This window comes from Winogradskyella sp. 4-2091 (assembly GCF_045765065.1).
Classification (GTDB): Bacteria; Bacteroidota; Bacteroidia; order Flavobacteriales; family Flavobacteriaceae; genus Winogradskyella.
In genome coordinates this window covers 33,723-58,365 of the sequence record NZ_JBJKOD010000005.1, presented here as the reverse complement: position 1 = coordinate 58,365, position 24,643 = coordinate 33,723, and the positions used below count along the sequence as shown (strand labels likewise).

General features: G+C 31.1%; 25 protein-coding genes and 1 other RNA gene. 14 read left to right on the top strand and 12 right to left on the bottom strand.

The features are described 5' to 3' along the window. Positions 1-42: 42 nt before the first annotated feature. Both ACJBCC_RS08065 and ACJBCC_RS08060 read left to right on the top strand, forming a co-directional pair. Complete coding sequence (locus tag ACJBCC_RS08065; protein ID WP_299101651.1) at positions 43-258, top strand: hypothetical protein; 216 nt, start codon at positions 43-45, stop codon at positions 256-258. Further along, a complete protein-coding gene (locus ACJBCC_RS08060; protein ID WP_299101653.1) occupies positions 248-805 on the top strand; it encodes a Smr/MutS family protein in 558 nt (185 codons plus the stop codon). Before ACJBCC_RS08065 ends, ACJBCC_RS08060 begins: the two co-directional genes overlap by 11 nt. Here the strand turns inward: ACJBCC_RS08060 and ACJBCC_RS08055 are convergent. Continuing rightward, the gene (locus ACJBCC_RS08055) at positions 802-1,785 is read right to left on the bottom strand and encodes a hypothetical protein (RefSeq protein WP_407556895.1); all 984 of its coding nucleotides are present in this window, start codon (positions 1,783-1,785) and stop codon (positions 802-804) included. The genes ACJBCC_RS08060 and ACJBCC_RS08055 overlap by 4 nt on opposite strands. 35 nt (positions 1,786-1,820) lie before the next feature. Here ACJBCC_RS08055 and ACJBCC_RS08050 point away from each other — a divergent pair, with 35 nt between their 5' ends. Continuing rightward, on the top strand, positions 1,821-2,966 hold the full coding sequence (locus tag ACJBCC_RS08050; RefSeq protein WP_407556894.1) for a cysteine desulfurase family protein: 1,146 nt from the start codon (positions 1,821-1,823) through the stop codon (positions 2,964-2,966). Here ACJBCC_RS08050 and ACJBCC_RS08045 read toward each other — a convergent pair. The 3 genes from ACJBCC_RS08045 to ACJBCC_RS08035 form a co-directional block, all read right to left on the bottom strand. After that, on the bottom strand, positions 2,956-4,755 hold the full coding sequence (locus tag ACJBCC_RS08045) for a T9SS type A sorting domain-containing protein (RefSeq protein WP_407556893.1): 1,800 nt from the start codon (positions 4,753-4,755) through the stop codon (positions 2,956-2,958). The genes ACJBCC_RS08050 and ACJBCC_RS08045 overlap by 11 nt on opposite strands. A 158-nt stretch (positions 4,756-4,913) precedes the next feature. After that, complete coding sequence (locus ACJBCC_RS08040; RefSeq protein WP_407556892.1) at positions 4,914-7,379, bottom strand: carboxypeptidase-like regulatory domain-containing protein; 2,466 nt, start codon at positions 7,377-7,379, stop codon at positions 4,914-4,916. A gap of 11 nt (positions 7,380-7,390) precedes the next feature. Beyond that, complete coding sequence (locus ACJBCC_RS08035) at positions 7,391-9,079, bottom strand: M23 family metallopeptidase (protein ID WP_407556891.1); 1,689 nt, start codon at positions 9,077-9,079, stop codon at positions 7,391-7,393. Positions 9,080-9,360: 281 nt separating this feature from the next. Between ACJBCC_RS08035 and ACJBCC_RS08030 the strand changes: the two genes are divergently transcribed. From ACJBCC_RS08030 to ACJBCC_RS08005, 6 genes are all read left to right on the top strand, one after another. Beyond that, on the top strand, positions 9,361-9,651 hold the full coding sequence (locus ACJBCC_RS08030; protein ID WP_299101665.1) for a hypothetical protein: 291 nt from the start codon (positions 9,361-9,363) through the stop codon (positions 9,649-9,651). A gap of 19 nt (positions 9,652-9,670) precedes the next feature. Further along, the gene (locus ACJBCC_RS08025) at positions 9,671-9,958 is read left to right on the top strand and encodes a cell division protein ZapA (RefSeq protein ID WP_186846899.1); all 288 of its coding nucleotides are present in this window, start codon (positions 9,671-9,673) and stop codon (positions 9,956-9,958) included. Positions 9,959-10,018: 60 nt separating this feature from the next. Then, a non-coding RNA gene (ssrS, locus tag ACJBCC_RS08020) (6S RNA) lies at positions 10,019-10,149 on the top strand. Positions 10,150-10,206: 57 nt separating this feature from the next. Beyond that, a complete protein-coding gene (gene rny / locus ACJBCC_RS08015) occupies positions 10,207-11,784 on the top strand; it encodes a ribonuclease Y (RefSeq protein ID WP_299101666.1) in 1,578 nt (525 codons plus the stop codon). A gap of 366 nt (positions 11,785-12,150) precedes the next feature. Further along, entirely contained in the window at positions 12,151-13,518 is a 1,368-nt protein-coding gene (gene tagD / locus ACJBCC_RS08010) for a glycerol-3-phosphate cytidylyltransferase (RefSeq protein ID WP_367179569.1), read from the top strand. Beyond that, a complete protein-coding gene (locus tag ACJBCC_RS08005) occupies positions 13,511-14,239 on the top strand; it encodes a phosphorylcholine transferase LicD (protein WP_299101668.1) in 729 nt (242 codons plus the stop codon). The genes tagD and ACJBCC_RS08005 overlap by 8 nt, the downstream gene beginning before the upstream one ends. A gap of 12 nt (positions 14,240-14,251) precedes the next feature. On the opposite strand, the gene ACJBCC_RS08000 is transcribed toward ACJBCC_RS08005, so the two are convergent. The 5 genes from ACJBCC_RS08000 to ACJBCC_RS07980 form a co-directional block, all read right to left on the bottom strand. Beyond that, entirely contained in the window at positions 14,252-15,427 is a 1,176-nt protein-coding gene (locus ACJBCC_RS08000; RefSeq protein ID WP_407556890.1) for a PAS domain-containing protein, read from the bottom strand. 67 nt (positions 15,428-15,494) lie between these two features. Beyond that, on the bottom strand, positions 15,495-16,403 hold the full coding sequence (gene xerA, locus ACJBCC_RS07995) for a site-specific tyrosine recombinase/integron integrase (RefSeq protein WP_407556889.1): 909 nt from the start codon (positions 16,401-16,403) through the stop codon (positions 15,495-15,497). 269 nt (positions 16,404-16,672) lie between these two features. Next, positions 16,673-17,215: a hypothetical protein gene (locus ACJBCC_RS07990; RefSeq protein WP_407556888.1), complete on the bottom strand. Its 543-nt coding sequence runs from the start codon at positions 17,213-17,215 to the stop codon at positions 16,673-16,675. Further along, entirely contained in the window at positions 17,199-17,699 is a 501-nt protein-coding gene (locus ACJBCC_RS07985; protein WP_407556887.1) for a hypothetical protein, read from the bottom strand. Before ACJBCC_RS07985 ends, ACJBCC_RS07990 begins: the two co-directional genes overlap by 17 nt. Continuing rightward, the gene (locus ACJBCC_RS07980; protein WP_299101680.1) at positions 17,674-17,955 is read right to left on the bottom strand and encodes a TRL-like family protein; all 282 of its coding nucleotides are present in this window, start codon (positions 17,953-17,955) and stop codon (positions 17,674-17,676) included. The genes ACJBCC_RS07985 and ACJBCC_RS07980 overlap by 26 nt, the downstream gene beginning before the upstream one ends. A 189-nt stretch (positions 17,956-18,144) precedes the next feature. Here ACJBCC_RS07980 and aroQ point away from each other — a divergent pair, with 189 nt between their 5' ends. The 4 genes from aroQ (at position 18,145) to ACJBCC_RS07960 (ending at position 20,307) form a co-directional block, all read left to right on the top strand. Next, positions 18,145-18,561 (top strand): type II 3-dehydroquinate dehydratase, encoded by a 417-nt coding sequence (gene aroQ / locus ACJBCC_RS07975; RefSeq protein WP_299101682.1) that lies wholly within the window; start codon positions 18,145-18,147, stop codon positions 18,559-18,561. Between the two features lie 57 nt (positions 18,562-18,618). Continuing rightward, on the top strand, positions 18,619-19,101 hold the full coding sequence (locus tag ACJBCC_RS07970; protein ID WP_407556886.1) for a hypothetical protein: 483 nt from the start codon (positions 18,619-18,621) through the stop codon (positions 19,099-19,101). A 220-nt stretch (positions 19,102-19,321) separates the two neighbouring features. Then, positions 19,322-19,825 carry an outer membrane beta-barrel protein gene (locus ACJBCC_RS07965; RefSeq protein WP_407556885.1) on the top strand — a complete coding sequence of 168 codons (504 nt, stop codon included), beginning with the start codon at positions 19,322-19,324 and terminating at the stop codon, positions 19,823-19,825. 5 nt (positions 19,826-19,830) lie between these two features. Next, positions 19,831-20,307: a hypothetical protein gene (locus ACJBCC_RS07960; RefSeq protein ID WP_407556884.1), complete on the top strand. Its 477-nt coding sequence runs from the start codon at positions 19,831-19,833 to the stop codon at positions 20,305-20,307. A 90-nt stretch (positions 20,308-20,397) separates the two neighbouring features. On the opposite strand, the gene lpdA is transcribed toward ACJBCC_RS07960, so the two are convergent. The 3 genes from lpdA to msrB all read right to left on the bottom strand — a co-directional run bounded on the left by lpdA (position 20,398) and on the right by msrB (position 23,042). After that, the gene (gene lpdA, locus ACJBCC_RS07955; protein WP_407556883.1) at positions 20,398-21,774 is read right to left on the bottom strand and encodes a dihydrolipoyl dehydrogenase; all 1,377 of its coding nucleotides are present in this window, start codon (positions 21,772-21,774) and stop codon (positions 20,398-20,400) included. Positions 21,775-21,905: 131 nt separating this feature from the next. Next, a complete protein-coding gene (locus ACJBCC_RS07950; RefSeq protein WP_407556882.1) occupies positions 21,906-22,460 on the bottom strand; it encodes a DinB family protein in 555 nt (184 codons plus the stop codon). A gap of 93 nt (positions 22,461-22,553) precedes the next feature. Continuing rightward, a complete protein-coding gene (gene msrB / locus ACJBCC_RS07945; protein ID WP_407556881.1) occupies positions 22,554-23,042 on the bottom strand; it encodes a peptide-methionine (R)-S-oxide reductase MsrB in 489 nt (162 codons plus the stop codon). A gap of 165 nt (positions 23,043-23,207) precedes the next feature. Between msrB and ACJBCC_RS07940 the strand changes: the two genes are divergently transcribed. Beyond that, positions 23,208-24,611: a glycogen synthase gene (locus ACJBCC_RS07940; protein WP_299101697.1), complete on the top strand. Its 1,404-nt coding sequence runs from the start codon at positions 23,208-23,210 to the stop codon at positions 24,609-24,611. The last annotated feature ends 32 nt before the right edge of the window (positions 24,612-24,643 follow it).

Sequence of the window (24,643 nt, the reverse complement as noted above, 5' to 3'; positions counted from 1 at the left end):
TTATTTTTCTAAAGTGTACTTTTGTGTTTTAATTTTTTAATTATGAATATTTCTAGAACAGTAAATTTAATTTGCATTGTAGTTGGTGGCTTAATTGCATTCTATGCAAATGCAGAAGAAGAGCAAAATCTATATTTATTAATTGGTGGTATTGCCTTATTGATGTTTGGTATTTATAGAACTTCAAGAAATATTCCTAGCAAAAATGATAAACCAGAAGAGTCTTTTATAAAAACTGAGAAGGAAGATGAAGTTTAAAATTGGCGATTCGGTTGAAACTATAGACGACGATATTTCAGGAACTGTAACTAAGATTTCTGAAAACACTATTACAGTTGAAGATAATAATGGTTTTGATTTTCAGTTTGAAGCTAACGAACTCATTATCAGAGCAGCTGGTAATTCTTTAAAAAGTGCTGTTTACAATGCAGACTTTGAGGCTGTTAAAAAAGAAAAAGCATTTAAAAAAAGAAAACAAACACTAACGGTTAAACCAAAAGAACGACATGCACCAAAGTTTGAGGTTGATTTACATATTCATCATTTAACTAAATCGTCTAGAGGCATGACTAACTATGACATGCTAAATCTTCAATTAGATACTGCAAGAGGACAACTAGAGTTTGCAATTCGTAAACGAATCCCAAAAATTGTATTTATACATGGTGTTGGCGAAGGCGTACTTCGTCAAGAATTAGAAACCTTATTTAGCCGTTATAATAACGTAAAATTTTATGATGCTGACTATAAAACTTATGGATTAGGTGCAACTGAAGTTAGAATATTACAAAATATAGCGCCTTAATCATCATCTGTTTCCGGTTCGACAGTAATGATATAAGAAATATCAAAATCTCCATAATCTATATACGTAGAATTGATAATGTCAAATCCAGCATTTTCAATTATGAAATTAGTAGTCACAGATCTTGTATAAGTACTCGCTATAAAACCAGAGTCTTCAAATTCTTCTTGCGCAGAAATGTGATTGTATAAATAACGATAAATATCTAATCCTTCTTCATCCGCAACAATATTTACCTGTGCTCTAGGGTTTTGATTTACAGAGATATCTTCTAGGCGAGTGGGAACACCGTCATCATCGTCATCATCGTCTAAGTAATCTAATGTACCATCAGTATCAGTATCTAGCCCATTGGTTAACGGATCGTCATCACCATCAGCATTTAAAATATCAATTTCTTGTGAAGTTTTTACATTATCGTTGTCATCATCGTCGTCTTTGTAATCTGGTAAGCCATCACCATCCCAATCTTGTGGGTCATCAATTCCACCAGGTCCATACTCATCTTCACTTGGTATACCATCTCCATCATCATCAATAATTGTTGAGGTAGCATAAACCGTTCCGCTATCTGCTTCGTAATCCTCAATTACACTTAAATCACCAGGTGGAATATCATCACATAATTCATCGTCTTCTATAGATCTGTTATATGACCTTAGTATAAAGCGCGTTTCGCCTCCTTCTACAATAGTGAATTCTGCCGACGTAGCTGTTGTAAAAATTAATTCATTTTCTTCATCCTTATTTATTATTAATAATAACGCTTCACTAGGACTTTCACGAGTGTCATATAACAAATATGAGTTAACTGCATTATCACAACGTTCCAATTCACCTTCAAATTCTAGGTCAATTGTTAAAATATCGCCATCATCACAAGCGACTAAAAAAGCAAAACAAAAAAGGAAATAAAAACGACGGATCATAGATTCAATTTTAAACAAAAATAAAGGATTTGTAAAATTATAACGCTCCATTATCTAAATAATTTTATTTGCAATATTTTTGTGAAATGAAACACGTTTATTTAGATAATGCGGCAACCACAGCAATTCGTAAAGAAGTTATAGAACGTATGACTACAGTATTACAAGAAAACTATGGTAATGCGTCGTCTACCCACAGTTTTGGACGCTCATCTAAGGCTCTTTTAGAACAATGTAGAAAGAATATTGCATCTTATTTTAATGTTTCTGCATCAGAAATAGTTTTCACATCTGGTGGAACTGAAGCGGATAATTTAGCTTTACGCAGTGCTGTTAGAGATTTAGGTTATACAGAAATTATAACCTCTAAAATAGAGCATCATGCGGTTTTGCATACTGCGGAACAGCTGCAAAAAGAATATAATGTAAAGCTTACTTATGTAAACGTTGACCAATGTGGACAAGTTGACTATGAGCATTTAGAACAATTATTAAAATCTAGTGATAAAGCAATAGTTAGCTTAATGCATATTAACAACGAAATAGGAAATATCTTAGATATAAAGAAAGTAGCTGATTTATGTAAATCGAATTATGCATTGTTTCATACGGACACTGTTCAATCTGTTGGTCATTATAAAATTGACCTACAAGCTATACCTATAGATTTTTTGGCTGCTAGCGCGCATAAATTTCATGGGCCTAAAGGTGTTGGTTTTTGTTTTATTAGAAGAGAATCTGGTCTTAAACCATTAATTTTTGGAGGCGAGCAGGAGAGAGGTTATAGAGCAGGTACGGAGTCTATTCATAATATTGTTGGTTTAGATGAAGCTTTAAAGATCGCTTATTCTAATCTTGAAGATGATAAAAAGTATGTTTCAGGTTTAAAGACTTACTTTATAGAGCAACTAAAAAACGAGATTCCAGAAGCAAGTTTTAATGGTCGTTGTGAAGATAATACTAACAGTACTTACACTTTAGTTAATGTTTGTCTACCAATTGCTGCAGAAAAAACAGCAATGCTACAATTTCAGCTCGATTTAAAAGGAATTGCTTGTTCTAAAGGAAGTGCTTGCCAAAGTGGTAGTAGCCAACAATCTCACGTATTGACTGAAATATTATCGGAAAACAAACTGAAACAACCATCTGTTCGATTTTCTTTTAGTATTTATAATACAAAAGACGAATTAGATTACGTAATTAGTGTTTTAAAAGCGTTTGTTAATTCTTAACAATAATTTTTTGCGATTTTACCGTTGAAGAATTAGTGCTCACTTTTACAACATACACACCATCACTGATCGCAGCTGTAGATACATTATAAAGTTCTGAAACCGAATTATATGGTAAATTATAAATACGTTTACCTGCGACATCAAATATCTCAATTGTTTTAATATCTATCGCATTAGGATTAAAAACTGAAAGCTCATTATTATCATTGTTTTGACGCATGGTTAAAGACGTTGCCTCATAATCTTCAATACCTAATGTACTGTTTGTTGTAAATACAATTTCAAAACGATTTGTGTAGTTTCCAGGTTCAATATTTAGTTCATAATCTACATTTCTTAAGTTAATGTATGTGTCGTTTTCATTATCATGAATATAAATACCTTGAGATTCGTCAAAATTTTGAATATCAAAAATTCGGAATCTTAAGGGTTGTTGTTCCTCAATATCAATTACAAATGGGATTGTTAACTCTTGCGCAAATGGGTAAGCCAAACCAGAATAGACATCATTTTCTTGTTCAAAATAAGCATCTGAACTTAAATTTTGAGAACGATGTAATTCTAAACCTCTATCATGTCCAAAGGTTGCCGTATCATGAAAATTCAATAAGAGTTGACGTGTGTATTGTGCTTCATTGACACTAAAATCAACATTTAGTCGAAACCTTTTATAATCATTAGGAACTATGGAAAGTCCATTTTCTTGATATTGAATCCCAGTATTTGGAGTTGTTTCAGTAGCATTATTATCGTTAGTATTACTACTTCTAAAAAAGTAACTATCTGTACCAATTTTTTCAAAAACACGATGCGTATTTTTTACAGATACAGTATTTGTAGTTGCACCAGCTTGTCCTTCAACCATGAAACCTTGTCCAATTGGTATATAACGACGTGCTTGTTTAGTGCCACCTGGAGGTCCAGGAGGTATTCCGGTAGAAATTCCTTGAGAATTATAAGTTTCGAATTGAGCAAATGTATTAGATACTATTGTGCCAGCTGCATTGATGGTAAACTCATGATAACCACCAATATAATCTGCAACGTAATGTGAATTAATATATCCTGCTTGTTCCCAATAAAAAAGTGTACCAACGATTTCGTTTACATTATCAGCGTCATGAATAAAAGCTGCAGAGTCTATAGCACTTGGATAAGGATTACCAACCAATGTAAATTCGCCAACTGCAATAGGATTAGACATGGTTCCATTGTTTGGTTTTCCTCTAAAATCATATTCTTGATTATTAGAAACACCTGTACCGTTTCCTTTCATTGTAAATCCTAAACCAGGAGCAATAGCGCCTGCGTCTCCAACAAAAAACCAATCTGAATAAAGACTAGAAGTTTGGTACGTCCATAGCCACCTTGTAGAAATTGTTAATGGACTTGCGCTACCATCGTAGCCTGTTGTAAATAATGCTGGTGTTGAGTTTTCGAGATCAATAACATCATTAAGTAGGGCGACTCTAGCATCTTCATTTCCATTTGCTAGAGAGGTATTACCTACTGGAGAACACCAATAATTATAACTCCATTGGTTAGCTGTACCAGTTTGGTAAACACTTAGCTCTCCCAATCCAGAATTACCTGTAGTACCTGTTCCTTGAATTAGTTGAGATTCATCTCTTAAATAAATTTTTGCGGTTGATTCTTCTAAATTAACATCATCGTTAACAAAGAGTACTTCATCAGAAACAAATACATAAGCATTGTTTCGTACGCTTAGTTGAGCGAATGAAAAAGAAAAACACAGTATTGCGCATGCAAATAAAGAAAGTTTCATATTCTTAAATTTTTGCACTTGTGTTTAGTAGGGTAACCAAAAGTGAATTAAATAGTTACAAATTTAAACATTTTATAGTTGAATTAATGTTCGGTCATCGGTAATATTGGTATTTCCACTAAAAATAAGATTGGTTTTTCTAATTCAACAAGAAAAAATTAGAATCGGGCAGATAATCTTAAATTAAAAACGCGAGGCGTTAAGTAGTTTGGAATTGCATATTGCCCTTTGCTATACACGTCTCTTACCCAAGTATTAGTTATGGAATTTTGGTTATTAAACATGTTGTAAATTTCAAAACCAATAGACAATTCTTTTACCGACTTTTTCCATTTGGCCTTGTACTTGCTTTCTGGGTTAACAATTTGGTATGAAATTCCTAAATCTGCACGTCTATAATCTCTAAGTCTAAGTTGGTAAACGTAGGGATCGGCATAACTAGGCGAACCTCCAGGAACACCAGTATTATAAACTAAATTAAGGTACATTTTTAGATCAGGCATATTGGGTACATAATCTTGAAAAAGTACACCAAATTTTAAACGTTGGTCTGTTGGTCTTGCAATGTAACCACGATCGTCAATGTTTTCTTCTGTTTTTAGATAACCAAAACTAAACCATGACTCAGTACCAGGAACAAATTCTCCATTTAGTCTTAAATCTAAACCATAAGCATACGCTTTTGCATTGTTTTTTGCTGCATACCGAATTCTCACATTTTCTAATGTGTAAGGATTAACGTCACTCATACCTTTATAATAGGCTTCTACTACCAATTTAAATGGTCGTTTCCAAAGTTGAAAACTTTGCTCATTACCAAGTACCACATGAAATGATTTTTGAGCCTTAACATCTGGTTGTACAGTTCCTACAGAATCTCTTAACTCTCTGTAAAAAGGCGGTTGATGGTATAAACCACCTGCAACTCTAAAAAGCACATCTTTTTCCCAGTTAGGCTTAATTGCAAATTGAGCTCTTGGACTAAATACAGTGTGGGATTTAGTTTCAACATCTTCGCCAGAAACGGACCAACTATGAGTTCTTACACCTGCATTATAAAAGACTTCGTGTCCATTCCAATCCGTTTTTTTACTGTACTGACCAAAAGCTTGAAATCTATTTATGGTTATTCGGTTTAAAGCTCTTACTTCTTCAAAGGCTGTTAATGGTCCTGAGAAAGATTCATAAGGTTGGTAATTTGGTTCGCTAAAACGTGGAGGTCTTATAGAGAAACCAGCAGAGTCAATAACTTCATATTCTACAAGTCTATCTCTAATATCTTCATTGGTATATTTTACAGACCACTCAATAGTACTTTCTTCATCAATTTTATAATCGCCTCTGTGTTCTGCATTTATAATAAAAGCATCTAAATCATTACGAGCATGTGTTAATTGAGAACCAATACCTTCACTAAATTCTACTTCGCCTAAATTTTCGTCGCCAATACTAGTATTAACTTGACCTAATCGATACTGTGCTAATATGTCAAAATATTCTTGTTCCGTAGTGTGATATGCTGATGCAATTAATTTTAAAGTTAGGTCTTCATTTACAAAATAGTTAGCCTTTAATGCTCCAAACGCTGTTTGGTATTGATCTTTTTCTTGACCTTCATAGAAAACCAAAAGCGCTACTGGGTCTTGAAGTGTACCAAAATTTGTTTGTCTGTTTTCTGGTTGAAAATTGTACTTGTTTAAAGAAAGATTCCCTAAAAAGTTTAAGTGAAATTTACTCGAAAAACGATAGGTTAAATAGGTTTGAGCATCTGCAAAAACAGGTTCAACATTGCCTTCAGTCTCTAAGCTGTTGAGCAGTAAACTATTATCTCTGTAGCGTACACCTGCGATACCTGAAAACTTTCCATCCTTGGAAACGGTTTCTGCTGCGATACTTCCGCCAAGTAAACTTAAATCTGCCCTTATCCCAAAATCAACTGGGTTACGATATGTAATATCTAGTACGGAAGATAATTTATCTCCATATTTAGCTTGAAAACCACCAGCTGAAAAATCTACATTCTGCACTAAATCTGTATTCACAAAGCTTAAACCTTCTTGATTTCCAGATCTAATAAGAAAAGGTCTGTAAACTTCAATTTCATTTACATAAACTAAATTTTCATCAAAATTCCCACCTCTAACAGAATACTGCGTACTTAACTCATTAGAAATATTAACGCCAGGTAATGTTTTTAAAATGTTCTCTACACCTGGTTGTGCGCCTTTTATGGTTCTTAGCGTTGCAGGATCAATTGACACAACGCCTTCCGTTGTTAATCTTGTATTACTATTAATAACAACGGTTGTAATCTGTTCAAATTCTACGAGCATAACAGGATTGAATTCTAATTCCTGTCCATTTTTTAAGTTAAAGGTTTGTTCTATTCGTTCATGAGATAAATGTGTAAAAACCACAGTGACTTCTTTACCATAAGGTATTTTTAATTCGTAGAATCCATTACTATTGGTCGCTGTACCTTCTCCAGTACTCGCTTTTATATTTACGTTTTCAATAGGTGTATTGGTTTCGTTTAAAATGACACCTCTTATGATTGAAGATTGCGCAAAGGATAGCAAACTAAATAGTAAGCTAATTAAAATAATAAAGTGTAAGCGTTTCAAATAGTTTGGTTTTATTTTCTATAAAAGGTGGCTTCAAATGTAGAACTATTTCCTACATTATCTGTTACTATAATCTTTAATTCGTTCTTAGTATTTTTAACGATGTTATCATTAAAATCGTGTATTAAGGTTTTGGTTTTATAATCATATTCCATTAATATCCATTGGCCATTTACAGTTGCTCTGTATTTACTAATACCAGATAAGTCATCTTCAATCTTCACTTTTAGATATCTGTATTTGCTTAACCACTTCTTATCTTGAAAATTAATTGGTTTTATGGTAGGGGAAATGGTATCCATAGCTAATGCAAACGTACCAAATGTTTTACTTCTAGCACTTAGTACATTACCTTTTCTGGTAGTTTTAATGTAATTGGGTCTTTTATAGTAGCCGTATAACTTTGAAATAAAAATTTTATCTTGATGTTCTGATTTATACTTTGTTAAATCATAATTGATGTAAAAATTCTTTTGAAGTGGTATTTTATCTTCATGCAGAAAAAGCGTATCAGAATTGACTTCAAAATCTACAAATTCGTCATCATATAAAGTGTTTTCATAAAAATTAACGGTAATTAAACCTGAAGTTAAGGTTGTCGATTGATCACTATATATTAAGGTTTTATTAGATTCATCTATAAGACTGTCTTTTTTTACAACTAACGGTTTACCTTCAATTGGCACAGTAACCCATGTTTCATTGTTATGATAATCTCTAATTCTTATTTTATAAACAGTGGCTGTGCTGTCTTCTACAGATACATATCCATTGTCATGTACATCTTTATATAAGCTTAACGGATTGTTTTGTTCTATAAATAACTTTTGAATTTTCGATTTTTTCGTTTTATAGTAATTGTAATCAACATAGCGTTTAATATGTTTAGTCTCTTCAAAACTAAATCGTTTAAAATCTACTTCAATACTTTTGTTCCCGTTAAATATGGTTTGAATATTACTAACACCATTATTATTAGGAGCTAAATCTTGCTTATCATAAGAGGTTACGCCAAAACCAATGTCACCATAAGCCGTTATTTTTTCAACGGTATAATCTCCAGATTTTTGAGGAATTAATCGTAATTGAGTACGTTCGTTTTTTCCGTTTATTGAAGCGTTTTCATCTTTAGGGTAAGCAAAAACTGCAGAAACATAAGGCTGTTTAGAATCCTTAACCTTCATGCCAAAAAGTAATGGATTTATTGGTCGCTCTTGGTTGTCTCTTATTTCGAAATGCAAATGAGGTCCACCAGAACTACCTGTATTTCCGGAGAATGCTATGACTTCGTTTGCGGCAACTAATAATTCTTCTGAATGTGGAAAAACTTCAACCTCATAACTTTCTTTATCGTATTGACATTGTTTTATATACTCCTCAAACCGGTCAGATAATTTTTTTAAATGACCATATACTGTTGTATAACCATTAGGGTGAGTGATATAAATAGCTTTACCATACCCAAAGTGCGAAATTTTAATTCGGCTTACATAGCCTTCTGCAGCGGTATATACTTTTAGACCTTGTTTACGCTGTGTTTTAATATCTAATCCGCCATGAAAATGCGAAGAACGTAACTCTGCAAACGTACCAGAAAGCACTAAAGGAATGTCTAATGGATGCCTAAAATAGTCTTGAGGATATTCAGATTGCCCATAAATAGAGCAAGAAAATAAGATAAAAAATAAGAGTGGTTTCATATATAAAACTAGAATAGCTAAAATATTAATTTGATAACGAAATACAAATGTTAAAAGTGTATTATTTTTAATACCGTGAGTTTTTACTTTAAAATTTTGAATTCATTTTTAATATTTCATAAATGTTATTTAATTTTTAACACTTATTAAAGCTTTTAATTTTAGTCTATTAGTTAAAGTATTAATCTTATAGACATTAGGTTTATAAAAAATAATCACAAAAGAATTGCGTTTTTTCATTTGGTATGTTAACTTTGTTTCAATAGTATTGAATTGCTTTAATGAGTAAAATAGAAGACATTGTTGATGCGTTAGAAAATAAAATCAGTAAGATTTTACATAAGCAGGAAGCATTAAAACAAACTAATGCACGGCTATCTAATGAAATAGAGCAGCAGCAATTGAAGCTTAAAGCGCAGCAAGAAGAAATTGCGGATTGGGCAGATAAACATAATACGCTCAAAATGGCAAATTCAATGCTTGGTAGTGACGAAAATAAACGAGAAACGAAGCTCAAAATAAATGCACTTATAAGAGATATAGACCATTGTATAGGTCAACTCTCAGAATAAAGTTGTAAATTTAAATGATATGCCAGAACAATTAAAGATTAAACTTTCTATTGCGAATAGAGTTTATCCGTTAACGATAAATCCTAGTCAAGAAGAAGGTTTACGCAAGGCCACAAAAAAAATTGAGGCTATGATTGGGCAATTTGAGCAGAATTATTCTGTAAGAGATAAGCAAGATGTATTAGCCATGTGTGCTTTACAGTTTGCGGCTCAAGTAGAGCAAAAGTCAATAGATAAAGAGTATGTAAATGAAGAAGTTCAAGAGAAGTTAGAAGCTTTAAACGAACTATTAAATCAACATATTTAACTCGTACGTTCTTTAAAATAAAATAAGGTTACTGCCTATATTAGTTACATTTTTTGATAAACTCAACGATCAATTCTTTAAAAAGGGTGAGTTTAAGTTGTAAAATCGTGCTGTTAGTGCTGAACTCGTTTCAGTATCTTAGACAGATTTTTAATCATCTTGTTAGCCCTAAACTTGTTTTTAAGGAGTTTATACAAAACCGATAGCTGATATAGGCTTTTTTTATATACTAAACTAAACAATAAACAATGGACAGTAACACAATTATATATATAGTTGGAGGTGTAGTATTAGGCGTAATACTAGGATATATTATAGCAAAATCTTTAGAGAAAGGAAAAGCATCAAAGCTTATTTCTAATGCAGAAGCCGAATCTAAAACAATTTTAAAACAGGCTAAATCTGACGGAGAATCTATTAAAAAAGATAAAATTCTTCAGGCAAAGGAAAAATTTATTGAGTTAAAGGCAGAACACGAAAAAGTAATTTTATCTCGTGATAAAAAAATGGCTGAAGCCGAAAAACGTATTAGAGATAAAGAATCTCAAATCTCTAATGAACTTAATAAAGCAAAGAAATCTAATCAATCTTTAGAATCTAAAATAAAGGATTACGATTATAGAACTGAGTTTCTTGAGAAAAAACAAGACGAAGTTGAAAAGGCTCATAAGAGCCAAATAAAACAATTAGAAGTGATCTCTGCGTTATCTGCAGAAGAAGCTAAGTCTCAATTGGTAGAATCTTTAAAAGAAGAAGCTAAGACAGATGCCATGGCATTTGTACAAGATAGAGTAGAAGAAGCAAAACTTACCGCTCAGCAAGAAGCTAAAAAGATTATTATTAACACCATTCAGCGTATTGGTACAGAAGAAGCAGTAGATAATTGTGTATCTGTATTTAATATAGAGTCTGATGATGTTAAAGGTCGTATTATCGGTAGAGAAGGTAGAAATATTAGAGCTATTGAAGCAGCAACTGGAGTAGAGATTATTGTAGATGATACACCTGAGGCGATTATTTTATCTTGTTTTGATTCTGTAAGACGAGAAATTGCACGTTTATCTTTACATAAGTTAGTGACGGATGGAAGAATACATCCTGCACGTATTGAAGAAGTTGTTAGAAAGACTGAAAAGCAAATAGAGCAAGAAATTATTGAGGTTGGAAAACGCACTGTGATTGACTTAGGAATTCATGGTTTGCATCCAGAATTAATTAAGATGGTTGGTCGTATGAAATACAGATCTTCTTACGGACAAAACTTATTGCAACACTCACGTGAAGTTGCAAAACTATGTGGTGTAATGGCTGCGGAGTTAGGTTTAAACCCAAAGCTAGCTAAAAGAGCAGGTTTGTTACATGATATCGGTAAAGTACCATCATCTGAAACAGATGTAGAAACACCTCACGCTATTTTAGGTATGCAATGGGCAGAGAAACATGGCGAAAAACCAGAAGTATGTAATGCTATTGGTGCTCACCACGATGAGATAGAAATGACGACATTATTATCACCAATTATTCAGGTTTGTGATGCTATATCAGGAGCAAGACCAGGAGCAAGACGCCAAGTATTAGATTCTTACATACAGCGTCTTAAAGATTTAGAAGATGTTGCTTTTGGATTTACAGGTGTTAAGAAAGCATACGCTATTCAAGCTGGTAGAGAATTACGTGTTATTGTAGAAAGTGAAAAAGTATCAGATGAGAAAGCCGCAAGCTTATCTTTTGAGATTTCTCAAAAAATACAAACAGATATGACGTATCCAGGACAAGTAAAAGTTACTGTAATAAGGGAAACAAGAGCAGTGAATATTGCTAAATAATTAAATCAAATTTTCATCAAAAAAGACTGTCAGTTTGTGACAGTCTTTTTTTTATTGTAATGTGTAAAAAATTGTAAAACTTATTAATATTTCAGTTTACAGAGGGCGGAAAAGATTAAAGTTATTGTAATGATTTAATCGGATAAATCTTGTATTCTGTCAACTTTAAAGTAAAAATATGTTGGTTGACCTAGTAATTTAAATGAGAAACGTTAAATGATTATATTGCAGCTGTAAATTATTAGACCTAACCTTATAATAATGATTCACGTCTTGTTATTAGTAATTTATTAAGCCATCTATTGATCGATTGAAATATTAAGAAAAGGAAGTTTCAAACATCAATTTTAGAGTATTAAAATAATTATGAATAACATTGCAATTATTGGATCAGCTACTACAGGAACTGCTGTCGCTCAACAATTATCTCTTAACAAAAAGAACAACGTTTCTTTATTTGTGCGAAGTGAAAAACAAAGCAAACGCATTAATAAAAAAAATAGGAATAAAAAGTATTTTCAAAACTTTAGATTAAGTAAAAGAGTCAAATCAGAATTTGATTTTGAATTATTAAAGAATTTTGAAATTATAATTATTACCATTCCGACCAATCGATTTAACGACTATCACAAAATATTTTCAGAAAACATAGATAAGAATTCTCTTATTATCAATATGTCTCGAGGCTTACTTAAGGATGGGATGACTATACATGATCACTTCAAACTAAATCTAAAATTTGAAAAATTTATTAGTTTAAAAGGTCCCGTTTTTAATGTTGAAGTAATTAGAAATGCACCTACACTTTTAACGATGAGTTATACTGATCGAATGGATGTTGTTAAAGTGAAGGAGATTTTTAAAAATACTATTTTCCATTTCGATTTTACAACAGACAATAACGGAGTAGAATATTTAAGTGCTCTAAATAATATCTATGCCGTTTATATGGGTAATATTGATGGTAAATTTAACTCTAATAACACACGGTATTTTATACTAACACAATGTTTTAAAGAAATAAAAATTTTATTAAAATACCTTAAGTGTGATACGAGGACCGCAAATCTTGGTGCTGGCATAGGAGGCCTTTGTATAACTTCATTATCTGAATTAAGTAGAAATAGAACTTTAGGTTCTATTATAGGTAAAGGATTTTTCAATGTAGAAGATAATACAAGTAATGTTGTCTTAGAGGATATTAAAACATTAAAACTTTTAAATAATATTATTGAACCAAGTTTAATTAAAAGCTTACCAATTTTAAATACCCTTTTTAAGTTTTTCATATACAAAACTGCTAAAAAATTGAATGTAGATTTTTCAATGATACTGCAGAATAAGTTTAAAACCGTGTTAACCTATGGAACTTTTGACTTGCTTCATTATGGGCATTTAGAAATTTTAAAACGTGCAAAAGATTATGGTCACAAGCTTATCGTTGGTTTATCTACAGATGAATTTAATAAGGTAAAAGGCAAGACTTGTAAGTTTAATTACAACAAAAGAAAGCGCTATTTAGAATCTTTAGATTTTGTAGATCTCGTAATACCAGAAGATAATTGGGAACAAAAATCACAAGATGTCATTGAGCATAGAGTAGACTTCTTTGTTATGGGAGATGATTGGAAAGACAAATTTAATTATTTAGAGGAATTCTGTGATGTCATTTACCTACCTCGAACTAAAGGTGTCTCTACGTCTCAATTAAAACAATTACTTAATAATGGGTAGTATAAAAGATCTTCATAATGAGTTGTTGGACTTACTAAAAGCGTTAGATGATGTTTGTTCTAAACATAATTTAAAATACAGTTTGTTTGCTGGTACAATGATTGGCGCTATACGTCACAAAGGATTTATACCTTGGGATGATGATGCAGATGTTGTGTTTGAAAGAAGTGAGTATGATAAATTTCTTAAAGTAATTCCAGATGGTTTTGCGATTTCTAGTAATAATCTATGGGTAACACGATTTGTTTCAGTTGATAACCCAAAAATCTGTATTGATATTTTTGTTTTTGATAATATATCAAGTTCTAAGATTTCTCAAAAATTGCAACTATTTGGTTTAATGGCTATTCAAGGAACTTTAAAAGGCCAAGTAACCAAAGATAAAGGCGTATTTGGATTTGTTTTTACTGGAGTATTATATGTGATAGGATTAATATTTAGCAAAAGTATTAAACTAAAGGCTTATGATAAGCTTGCTACATTTTTTAAAAATAAGGATACTGATTATATGTTTTCATCTCTAGATAAGTTTGCCTACCTAGGAAAGATATTACCTAAATCAATATTAAAATCTTATTCTAAAGTTAATTTTGAAGGTGTAGAGTTAATGATATTAGATGGCTACGATTTATATCTAAATAAATTTTATGGCGATTATATGCAATTGCCACCGACTGAAATGCAGGTACCAGAACATGGTAATTTGCAACACATAAGTTAGGATAATTTCAGATTATTTATGTTTATTAAAAGTAATTGAAAATGCTGTTCCTTTACCTAAATCACTTTCAATTTCAATACGTCCTTGTAGTGCTTCGACTTGGGTTTTTGTGATATATAAACCAACTCCTCTGCTATCTTTTCTATCTGTACCATGAAATGTTTGGTACATTTCAAATATTTGACCCTTAAATTTATTGAGGTCAATACCAATACCATTATCAGATATAAGAATTTTTATGATATCCTTAGTATGTATAGATTGAATAATTATCTGCGAATTTTTTTTAGGATCAGAATACTTAATACCATTAGAAATTAGATTGTAAAAAATACTATCTAAATAAGAGGTATTAGATAGAATGACTTCATCCTTCCTTAAAGCATTATGAATTGTAACGCTATGTTTTTCGCATTCGGATTTTAAACTGTCTATGATTTTATTACAACAATTATGAAGGTAAACGCGCTCTTTTATTTGGCTGGTTTGAGCTTTAGATTTTATACTTATTATATCGTCTAAATCTACAATTGTCGTAGTTAATGAATTAGAAATTGTTTTTAAATGATCTATTAAGTCGTCTCTTTCTTTTTCAGATTTGGCTTCATCATAGAATTCTAAAAGATTTCTAAAGTTACCTATATGCGTTTTTAAATTGTGTGAAACTATATGCGTAAAGCTATATAATCGCTTATTTTGGTTTGTAATTAACTGTAAGTTTTGGTTAAGCTTATCTTCAGTGTTTTTTAAATTAGTAATATCTGTGTGAGTACCAATGATGCGAGAGGGTTTTCCTGTGTTATCACTCTCTATAACTTTTCCTTTATGTAATATCCATTTATAGCTTCCGTTTTTACATTGAATTCTATATTCGTTTTCATAGAAATCAATTTCGCCTTTTATATGAGATTTAAAACCACTAAAATACGCTTCTTTGTCATCAGGATGAATTTTGTCATTCCAAGCAGATGAAGTATTTTTAAGATCATCACTAGAGTAGCCAATAATTTCCTTAGATTCCTTTGAGTAAGTTACTTTGTTAGTTTTTACGTCCCAATCCCAAATGCCAACTTTAGAGATTTCTAAGGCAATTTGATGTTTTTGATCTTCAAAGGACTCGTTAGATAACTTGTTTTTCTCGTAAAATTTTGACTTGTAATTGGTTAGATTAAAATTAGAGAGTTTCATAGTTTATTTCTTTGTGATAAGACACTTTTATAAAGTATTTGTCACTGTTAAGTTAAGTAAAATAAAATTATTTTCTTGGATGAAATTTATTCAAAACTTCACTTAAATGAGAACGATCTACATGCATATATATTTCAGTTGTTGTAATACTTTCATGACCTAACATCATTTGTATAGCTCTTAAGTCTGCTCCGTTTTCTAATAAGTGCGTTGCAAAGGAATGCCTAAAGGTGTGAGGCGAAACTGTTTTTTTTAAACCGGTAATTTCTACCAATTTTTTTATGATGGTAAATATCATAGCTCGCGTTAGTTGTTTGCCCTTATAATTTAAGAAAAGTACATCTTTGGAACTCGTTTGAACGTCAATGTGATTTCTAATGCTAATCCATATATTAATGAATTTTTGAGTTGCAAGGCCAATGGGTACAAAACGTTGTTTGTTACCTTTTCCTGTTACTTTAATAAAGCCTTCTTCAAAAAACAAATCAGAAATTTTTAATTCAATAAGCTCACTAACTCTTAAACCACAACTATATAATGTTTCAATGATAGCTCTATTTCGCTCACCAAGATTAACACCATTATATTGGTAACTAAGATCAATGGCATTAATTAAATTATCAATATCTTCTATTGATAGTGTATCAGGTAATTTTCGGCCAATTCTAGGTGATTCTATTAAATCTAATGGATTGGTGGTTCTGTAATTTTCAAAAATTAGATAATCAAAAAAATTTCGAAGACCAGAAATTAAACGTGCTTGAGATCTTGGATTTATAGATTTTGAAACCGAATATATAAAGTCTTTTACGATGCTGTTATCTATTGAAATAGGAGAGTCCTTTATGGCATGTTCTTCCAAAAATGAAACAAGCTTTTTAATATCATAGCTATAATTCTCAATTGAATTTTTAGATAATCCACGTTCAATTTGAAGATAATGTTTATAATCCGTAATGGCTTGTTTCCATTTCATAATTAAAGTTAAGAATAATAGAGTAGAAGTAACAAAATAACTATATTCAATTCTGTTTTATAAAGAAATTAAAACTTACCATATTGTTGCAAACTTGTTTCGGTATGCAAACAGGTTAAGAATAATGTATGGTCTCAAATAGTATTGGTGATGAGAAAGGAATATGCGTATGTCTAGTTTAATATTTTTGCTTTAATTTAAAGATGTATTTCAACAACCATGCTATTTATTGCATATAAAAGCTTTTTCAGTCTATGGGTTGAAACTCGTTATAGTAAATCTGATAAGATTGCCACGATATTCTCTAGTTTTTGTTTAGACTTCTCTGTGAGAGAAATTGTAGCAGATTCGTCTTCGGTTGTTACCGTAATAAAATGTATTTGATTTAGTAAAAAGTTTTGGTAATCGGCATAAGTGGTTTTTATACTTAATCTATGCGAAATCTTTTCATCTTCCTTTTGAGTATAAAATGTTTTAACGGATTCTGTGATGTATTCAGTTTCCCCATTATTAATAACAACTTTATTTACTGTATTGTTTTTGTTTAGTAAAACTGAAAAGTTAACTGTAACAGAATCATTTTTTTTGTCAGCTCTTCTAAAAGTAGCGTCTAGAGTTGCTTTATCTTCGGTTGTACTTATGTAATCTATTGGTTTTACAAAGTATTGCATTTTACCATCGCCAAGAAAAAAATCTTCAACGTATTTAGATATTTTTCCTGTTGCAGCTGGTTTTATACCACCACAACTATAAGTGCTAAGTGCAATGAATGTAATAAATATTACAATAGGAAGCTTATTTAGTTTTAACATCTGTATCAATTGAAATTATAAATCGTTGTTGAGATAAAGAGTCTTTAGAAAATCTATTATTAAATTTATCATTCTTTAAAATCGTAATTCCTGTAATCTCACTTAAAGAATCTACCATGTGTTGATAAAGAATAATTTTGCTCGTATTTATAGATTTGGTTTTGTAAATGTTTTCTTTTACAATAGTAGAGTCTAGGTCTATAAAAAGATAAGTATTGTAATCTTTATGTTTTATTGCTTTATATAAGACTAAGTCATTTTTCGCAAAAAGTGTCTTTAACTCTCCAGACTCATTGACCTCCACACCAGTTTTGGTAATTTCTATTTCCCCATCTTTTAATAAATAAACGTGACCATCGAAAAGCGTAATTTCTTTTTGAGAAACTTGGCTACAATTAAAAAAGAAATAAAAAAAAATGGGTAAAGAAACTCTACCCATTTTTAATATGTACTTATAATTACTCACCTGTAATGATAGTTTCATAAGTTACAATAAGACCTAAAACGTTTTTGATTTTAATGTCTACTGTAGAAATTTTAGAAATACCACCTTGCTTAGCAGCAGTTTTGATACTAGCATCTTCGTCAAAAGCGAAACCTAAGACAACAGTTGCAGAAGATTTACCAACTTTAGAACCTACAGAGTTACTAGTTGCAGTAACTGGCATAGTGATTGAACAAGCTGTTAATGATAATGCTGCGAATGCTACGAAAGCACCTTTTAATAAGTTTTTTTTCATAATTATAATTAATTTGATTAGATTTCAAATATAGAATATATTTATAAATATTAAGATGGATTTAAGGCAAAAAAGTTATCAACTCTTGCCTTAATAAACTAATCAATATTAACTCTAAATTAGAATTTTGAGATTTAATTGAGCGAAATCTTATATTTCTGATATGTAGCATGTTATTTTTTTTGTTGTATGAAAAAACTTATTATTATTAATGGCCCAAATCTCAATCTTTTAGGTAAGCGTGAACCAGAAATATATGGACACCAAACCTTTAAAGATTACTTAGAAATTTTAAAAGAAAAATTCTCTAATGCCGAGCTCCTTTACTTTCAATCTAACATAGAAGGTGAGCTAATATCAAAAATACAAGAGGTTGGTTTTGATTACGATGGTATCATTTTAAATGCAGCTGCTTATACGCATACTTCTGTAGGTATTGGTGATGCAATTAAAGCGATTTCTACACCTGTAGTAGAAGTGCATATTTCTAATACGTTTTCTAGAGAAGAATTTAGACATCAATCTTATATTTCTCCAAACGCTAAAGGTGTAATTTTAGGTTTTGGTATGCAGAGTTACGATTTAGCTATAGAGAGCTTTATATAAGTATTAAGTAATGCGCTAGTAATTAAGATTCATAATTTGATTCATAGTTTAGGTTGTATGAAGTATCAATTTCAAGTTTTCATAATTGTTTTGTTATTTGGCGGTTTGTACAAATCGTTTGCACAAACGGATTTTGGTATAAAAGGCGGAATTAATAAAACCTTTTTTAAAACGGATAGTGGTGTATTTGGAGATTTTTCATCTGCAGAAACTGGTTATTATGGTGGCATTTTTGCCGACTTTTATTTGGAAGATAACTTCAATCTGCAAGTAGAATTGCTTTATATTGGGCTTAATGATTTTAAGTTTTTAAATGCTCCAATTTATTTAAAATACCAAATTGCTTATAATTTTAATATTCTTGTCGGCCCAAGTTTAAATTATTTCTTCGATTTCTTTAATGCTAAACTCAAAGTGAGAGCAGACTTAGGATTGGCTTTTAATCTAACCTCAGATGTAGATATTCATATGAAATACGTCATAGGTTTTCAGGAAATTTCACCTAATGGTGTGTTTTTAGGGATGGGACTTAAACTATAGTCTTAAGATTGTATCCAAGCCATTATTCTACCCCTTTTAAGTCTGTTAATTATGATTTTTTACCATAAAAATTTAAGAATTTTCACAAGGATTTAACTGTTATTTTCAATTTGATTGTGATTTAGTTAGGATTAATTAACAATTTACCAAGTTAGGTTTGTAATTATTAATTTCTAACAATCAATTAATTATGAGAATTTTTACTTTTATAACAGTGTTTTTGATTTCCACTTTTATTAGTTCGGCACAAGATGAAATCATAACCTCTAAGAACAAATTTCATTTTGGAATTAGGCATGGTTATAGCGAATTGAATATTTCAAACAATTATACTTCTAGAGGAAGAACAAGTGTTTACGCAGGTTTGTTTTTAAGCAAAAGTTTATCTGAAAAGTTTAGTTTACAATTGGAGGCTAATTACTCGCAATCAGTGCTTTTAGATATTCCGTTGCTTTTAAAATATAAGTTGACCAATAAATTTGATTTGTTTACAGGACCTCAATTAAATTTGTCTATTGATAATGGGAGTTTACGAGGTTTTGAAGATGAAAAATATGGATCTTCATTTTTACTAGGAGCTCAATATAACATAAATTCTCATTGGTTTATTGACGCAAGGTATACTTACGGATTAACTGATCAGTTCTTAATTGATGTCTATGATGAAACACCACATTATGGAAGTAAAAACAGTTTTAATTTTGGAATAGGTTATAAATTTTAAGTTGTATGAGAGTTTTTAAAAAGAAATCTAGAAATACTTTTATGTTTTTTATTTTGACTTCCTCATTTTGTTTTGGTCAATATAAATTTCAATTTAAAAAATTACAGGAGGATTTTGCTTCACAAAATTGGAATTTAACGGTTAATGGAATTTTTTTGAAGGAAGATGTTTCTTTTACAGCAAGCCAGTTTGAGTTTGTTGGTGCAGAGGCTGGATTAATTGAAGTGCCTTTATTACTTAAAATAAAAGTAACCGATAAATTGAGTTTACTGTCTGGTGCCAAATTAGATTTTTACAGATTAGAGAATGGTATTTCTACGGATGTTGGTGTGTCTATTTCAAGCGGCTTGCAATATGATTTTAAAGAGAATGCCTTTCTTCGTGCAGGATTTAATTATCAATTAAACAATTCTGGTTCCCAGTACAATTATAACTTTGGAAACAGATCGAGTCTTTTTTTTAAATCTGGAATTAAGTTCTAAAAAAAAATGCGATTCGTAAGAATCGCATTTTTATATTATATATTACTAAAATGAATTTTGTTTCATTTAGTAATGATTATGAATTGTTAATTATAAATGAATTACTTCATCATAAGCATCAGCTACAGCTTCCATAACAGCTTCACTCATTGTTGGGTGAGGGTGAACCGCTTTTAATACTTCATGGCCAGTAGTTTCTAATTTTCTACCTAATACAGCTTCAGCAATCATATCTGTAACACCTGCACCTACCATATGGCATCCTAACCATTCTCCGTATTTAGCGTCAAATATTACTTTTACAAAACCTTCTTTTGCACCACTAGCACTTGCTTTACCAGAAGCAGAGAAAGGAAATTTACCAATCTTTACGTCTAATCCTTGTTCTTTAGCTTGCGCTTCTGTTAAACCTACACTCGCAATTTCTGGTGTACAGTATGTACAACCAGGAATGTTTCCGTAGTCTAATTTGTCTACATGTTGACCAGCAATTTTTTCAACACATATAATTCCTTCAGCAGAAGCAACGTGCGCTAAAGCTTGACCTGGAGTTACATCACCAATAGCATAATAACCAGGAATATTAGTTTGATAAAAATCATTAACTAAGATCTTATCTCTATCAACAACAATACCTACATCTTCTAATCCAATATTTTCAATATTAGATTTTATACCAACGGCAGATAATACTAAGTCCGCTTCTAATATTTCTTCTCCTTTTTTAGTTTTTACTGTTGCTTTTACACCTTTTCCAGATGTATCAACAGAAGTTACCTCTGAAGACGTCATTATTTTAATCCCAGATTTCTTAAAACTACGTTCTAATTGTTTAGATACGTCAGCATCTTCAACTGGTACTATTTTATCTAAATATTCTACAATTGTCACTTCAGTTCCCATAGAATTGTAGAAGTAAGCAAACTCAACACCAATGGCACCAGAGCCTACAACTATCATTTTCTTAGGTTGTTTCTTTAAGGTCATTGCTTGTCTGTAGCCAATTACTTTTTCGCCATCTTGTGGTAAACTTGGTAATTCTCTAGAGCGTGCTCCTGTAGCAATAATAATATGGTCAGCAGAATAATCTTTACCATCAACTTCGATCTTCTTTCCGGCTTTTAGCTTTCCATAACCTTCAATTACATCGATTTTATTTTTTTTCATCAAAAACTTAACGCCACCACTCATACCTTCAGCAACACCACGACTTCTTTTTACTACGGCATCAAAATCATGTTCGTAATCTTTTACTTTTAATCCGTAATCTTCAGCATGTTTAAGGTATTCAAAAACTTGAGCAGACTTTAAAAGCGCTTTAGTTGGAATACAACCCCAATTTAAACACACACCACCAAGGCTTTCTTTTTCTACAATAGCAGTTTTAAATCCTAATTGTGATGCTCTAATTGCAGTTACGTAGCCTCCAGGACCACTTCCTAATACTATAATATCGTATTTACTCATGGATAAGTTTTTTTATTTAAGTTCTATGAAATACAAAAATATGAAATTCCGAATAGTAAATGGCAAATTACATTTCAAAAAACACTTTGATATGTATGGTTATATAAAGTTTTAACCTTTTATGGCTTTCGCTAAACATCATCTGTAAAATGTTTACGGCTTTTTTCTTGTTTAAATTTTGAGATATTAAACTGTTTTGATTCTCCTTTAGGAATAGATAATGATTGCCAATCACTGCCTTTTGTTAGTTTTCCAATAAATACAATTTGCCCAACATGATAGGCGTAATGCATCATTTGTCTATTAATTGCTTCAGTTACAGAATGGCCTTGATTTCTTATGTAGATAATAGTGTTTAAATTGTTGTTTTTGAGTTCTTTAATTTCTGATAATAAACAGTTCCAACCATTGTTCCATGTTAGAATTAATTGTTCTTTTGAGTTAAAATCGTCAATGAATTCTTCGTCCCTTTTACGCCATGCTTTTTCGCCATCTTCAGTTAAAAAATTGGTCCATCGACTTTGCATATTTCCAGCAAGATGTTTTACAACGATGGCTATAGAATTAGAATCTTCAGCATACTCTTTTTTGAGCTCATCAATGGAGAGTTGCTCAATTGTTCTGTCTCCAAGATTCTTGTAGTACTCAAATTGTTTAATAACACTAGGTAAATAGGTTTCTTCCATAGCTAAAAGTTTAGTTCTATAAATTTAATCATAGAATTTTTAAAACTCAGCAAATTGGATAGTTAGATGAAATATAAGTATTGCGGTTTTGAATTATTCATCCTCATCAGCAACAAATTTTAGTGCCACGCCATTTATGCAATGACGTTTTCCTGTAGTCTCTTGTGGTCCATCATTAAAAACATGGCCAAGGTGTCCTCCACAGGTAGCGCAATGTTCTTCATCTCTAGTATAACCTATTTTGGTATCTGTACCATAAGCTACATTACCTTTAATTTCTTTGTCAAAACTTGGCCAGCCAGTTCCGGAGTCAAATTTATGCTCACTTTTAAATAAAGGTGTATTACAAGCAGCACAATGATAAACGCCTTTTTTATAATTTTTATTAAGTGCACTAGAAAACGGTCGCTCAGTGCCCGCTTCTCTTAAAACGTAGTATTGTTGTTCTGTGAGTATCTCCTTCCACTCAGCCTCAGTCTTTGTTACAGTGAACGTTTCTTTTTCTTTAGTTTCATTTTTTTGAGCAGAACTATTACAACTAAAAAATAGACTAATTACTGTTATTATTACGATCTTTTTCATATCTTAGAATTACAAAATTTCATTTTGGTTATTCGTCGTAATTAGCTTTCATTAATTACAAAATTGATTTAATATTTTTTTTACGTTAACATATGCCATTATATGTTAGTCTTTGTCTTTTTTATTGTTAATTTAACAGCATAAACAATTAGATATTCCTTGTCAATGAAAATTATACACATAAGTGCAGAGTGTTATCCAATCGCCAAAGTAGGTGGTTTAGCTGATGTTGTAGGAGCTTTGCCTAAGTACCAAAATGAAATTGGAGCTGATAGTTCAGTGATAATGCCGTTCTATAATAATAAATTTACTCAGGCAAATAAATTTACGTCAATATATCAATCTGAAATATTCTTAGGGAATCAAAATGTTAGTTTTAATATTTTAAAAGTAGAGGGTTCAGTTTTAGAATTCGATGTTTTTTTTGTTCATATTGAGTCTTTATTGTATAAAGAATATGTGTATTCAGATGATGACGTAGATCGTTTTTTAGCTTTTCAGATTGCCGCATTAGATTGGATTCTAACTTTAGAAAAGAAACCAAATTATATTCATTGTCACGATCATCATACTGGGCTAATTCCTTTTATGGCTCAAGAGAGTTATAAGTATGAAAGTTTAAATAAAATACCAGTTATAACAACTATCCATAATGCACAATATCAAGGTTGGATGACTTATGATAACTTGTACAAACTTCCTAGATTTAATATTGAAAAAGTGGGCTTAATGCTTTGGGATGGTATGATTAATCCTTTGGCTGCAGCTATAAAATGTGCGTGGCGAGTTACAACTGTTTCGCCTAGTTATATGGAAGAATTAAAGTATAATGCCAATGGTCTTGAATCTTTATTAAGTGCAGAAAGTTCTAAAACTATTGGGATTTTAAATGGTATTGATTCTGAAGTTTGGAACCCAAGTACAGATGATTTTATTATTAAAAACTACAAAAAAACATCAGTCGAAGCAGGGAAAAAAGGAAATAAAAAATGGTTGTGCAAAGAGTTTAATTTAGATGAAAACAAACCTTTATTTGCCTTTATAGGTCGTTTAGTTGGCGAGAAAGGAGCTGAACTCCTGCCTTATGCAATAGATTATGCATTGCGCTCCAATGATATATCAGTGCTAGTATTAGGTTCTGGAAATAAAGACACCGAAAAACAATTATTTGATTTAATACCAAAGTATGCGGGAAGTTATAATGCGTTTATTGGGTACGATGAAAGGTTGTCCCATATTATCTACGCAGGAGCAGACTTTTTATTAATGCCTTCTCGTGTAGAACCATGTGGATTAAACCAAATGTATTCACTGAGATATGGAACAGTTCCTATCGTTAGACGAATAGGCGGATTAAAAGATACTGTTGTAGATATTGGCGATAATGGATTTGGAATTTGTCATAACGATGTTTCAGTTCAGGATATTTTAATTTCCATCAATAGAGGAAAAGAATTTTACAACGATAAGAAAGCATTTAAAGTAAATAGGAAGCAAATAATGAGTATTGATCACTCATGGAAAGTTTCTGCAAAAGCATATATAGATTTATATAATTCAATAAGTTAAACTTAAATATTGCGATATAAAATAAATGAATA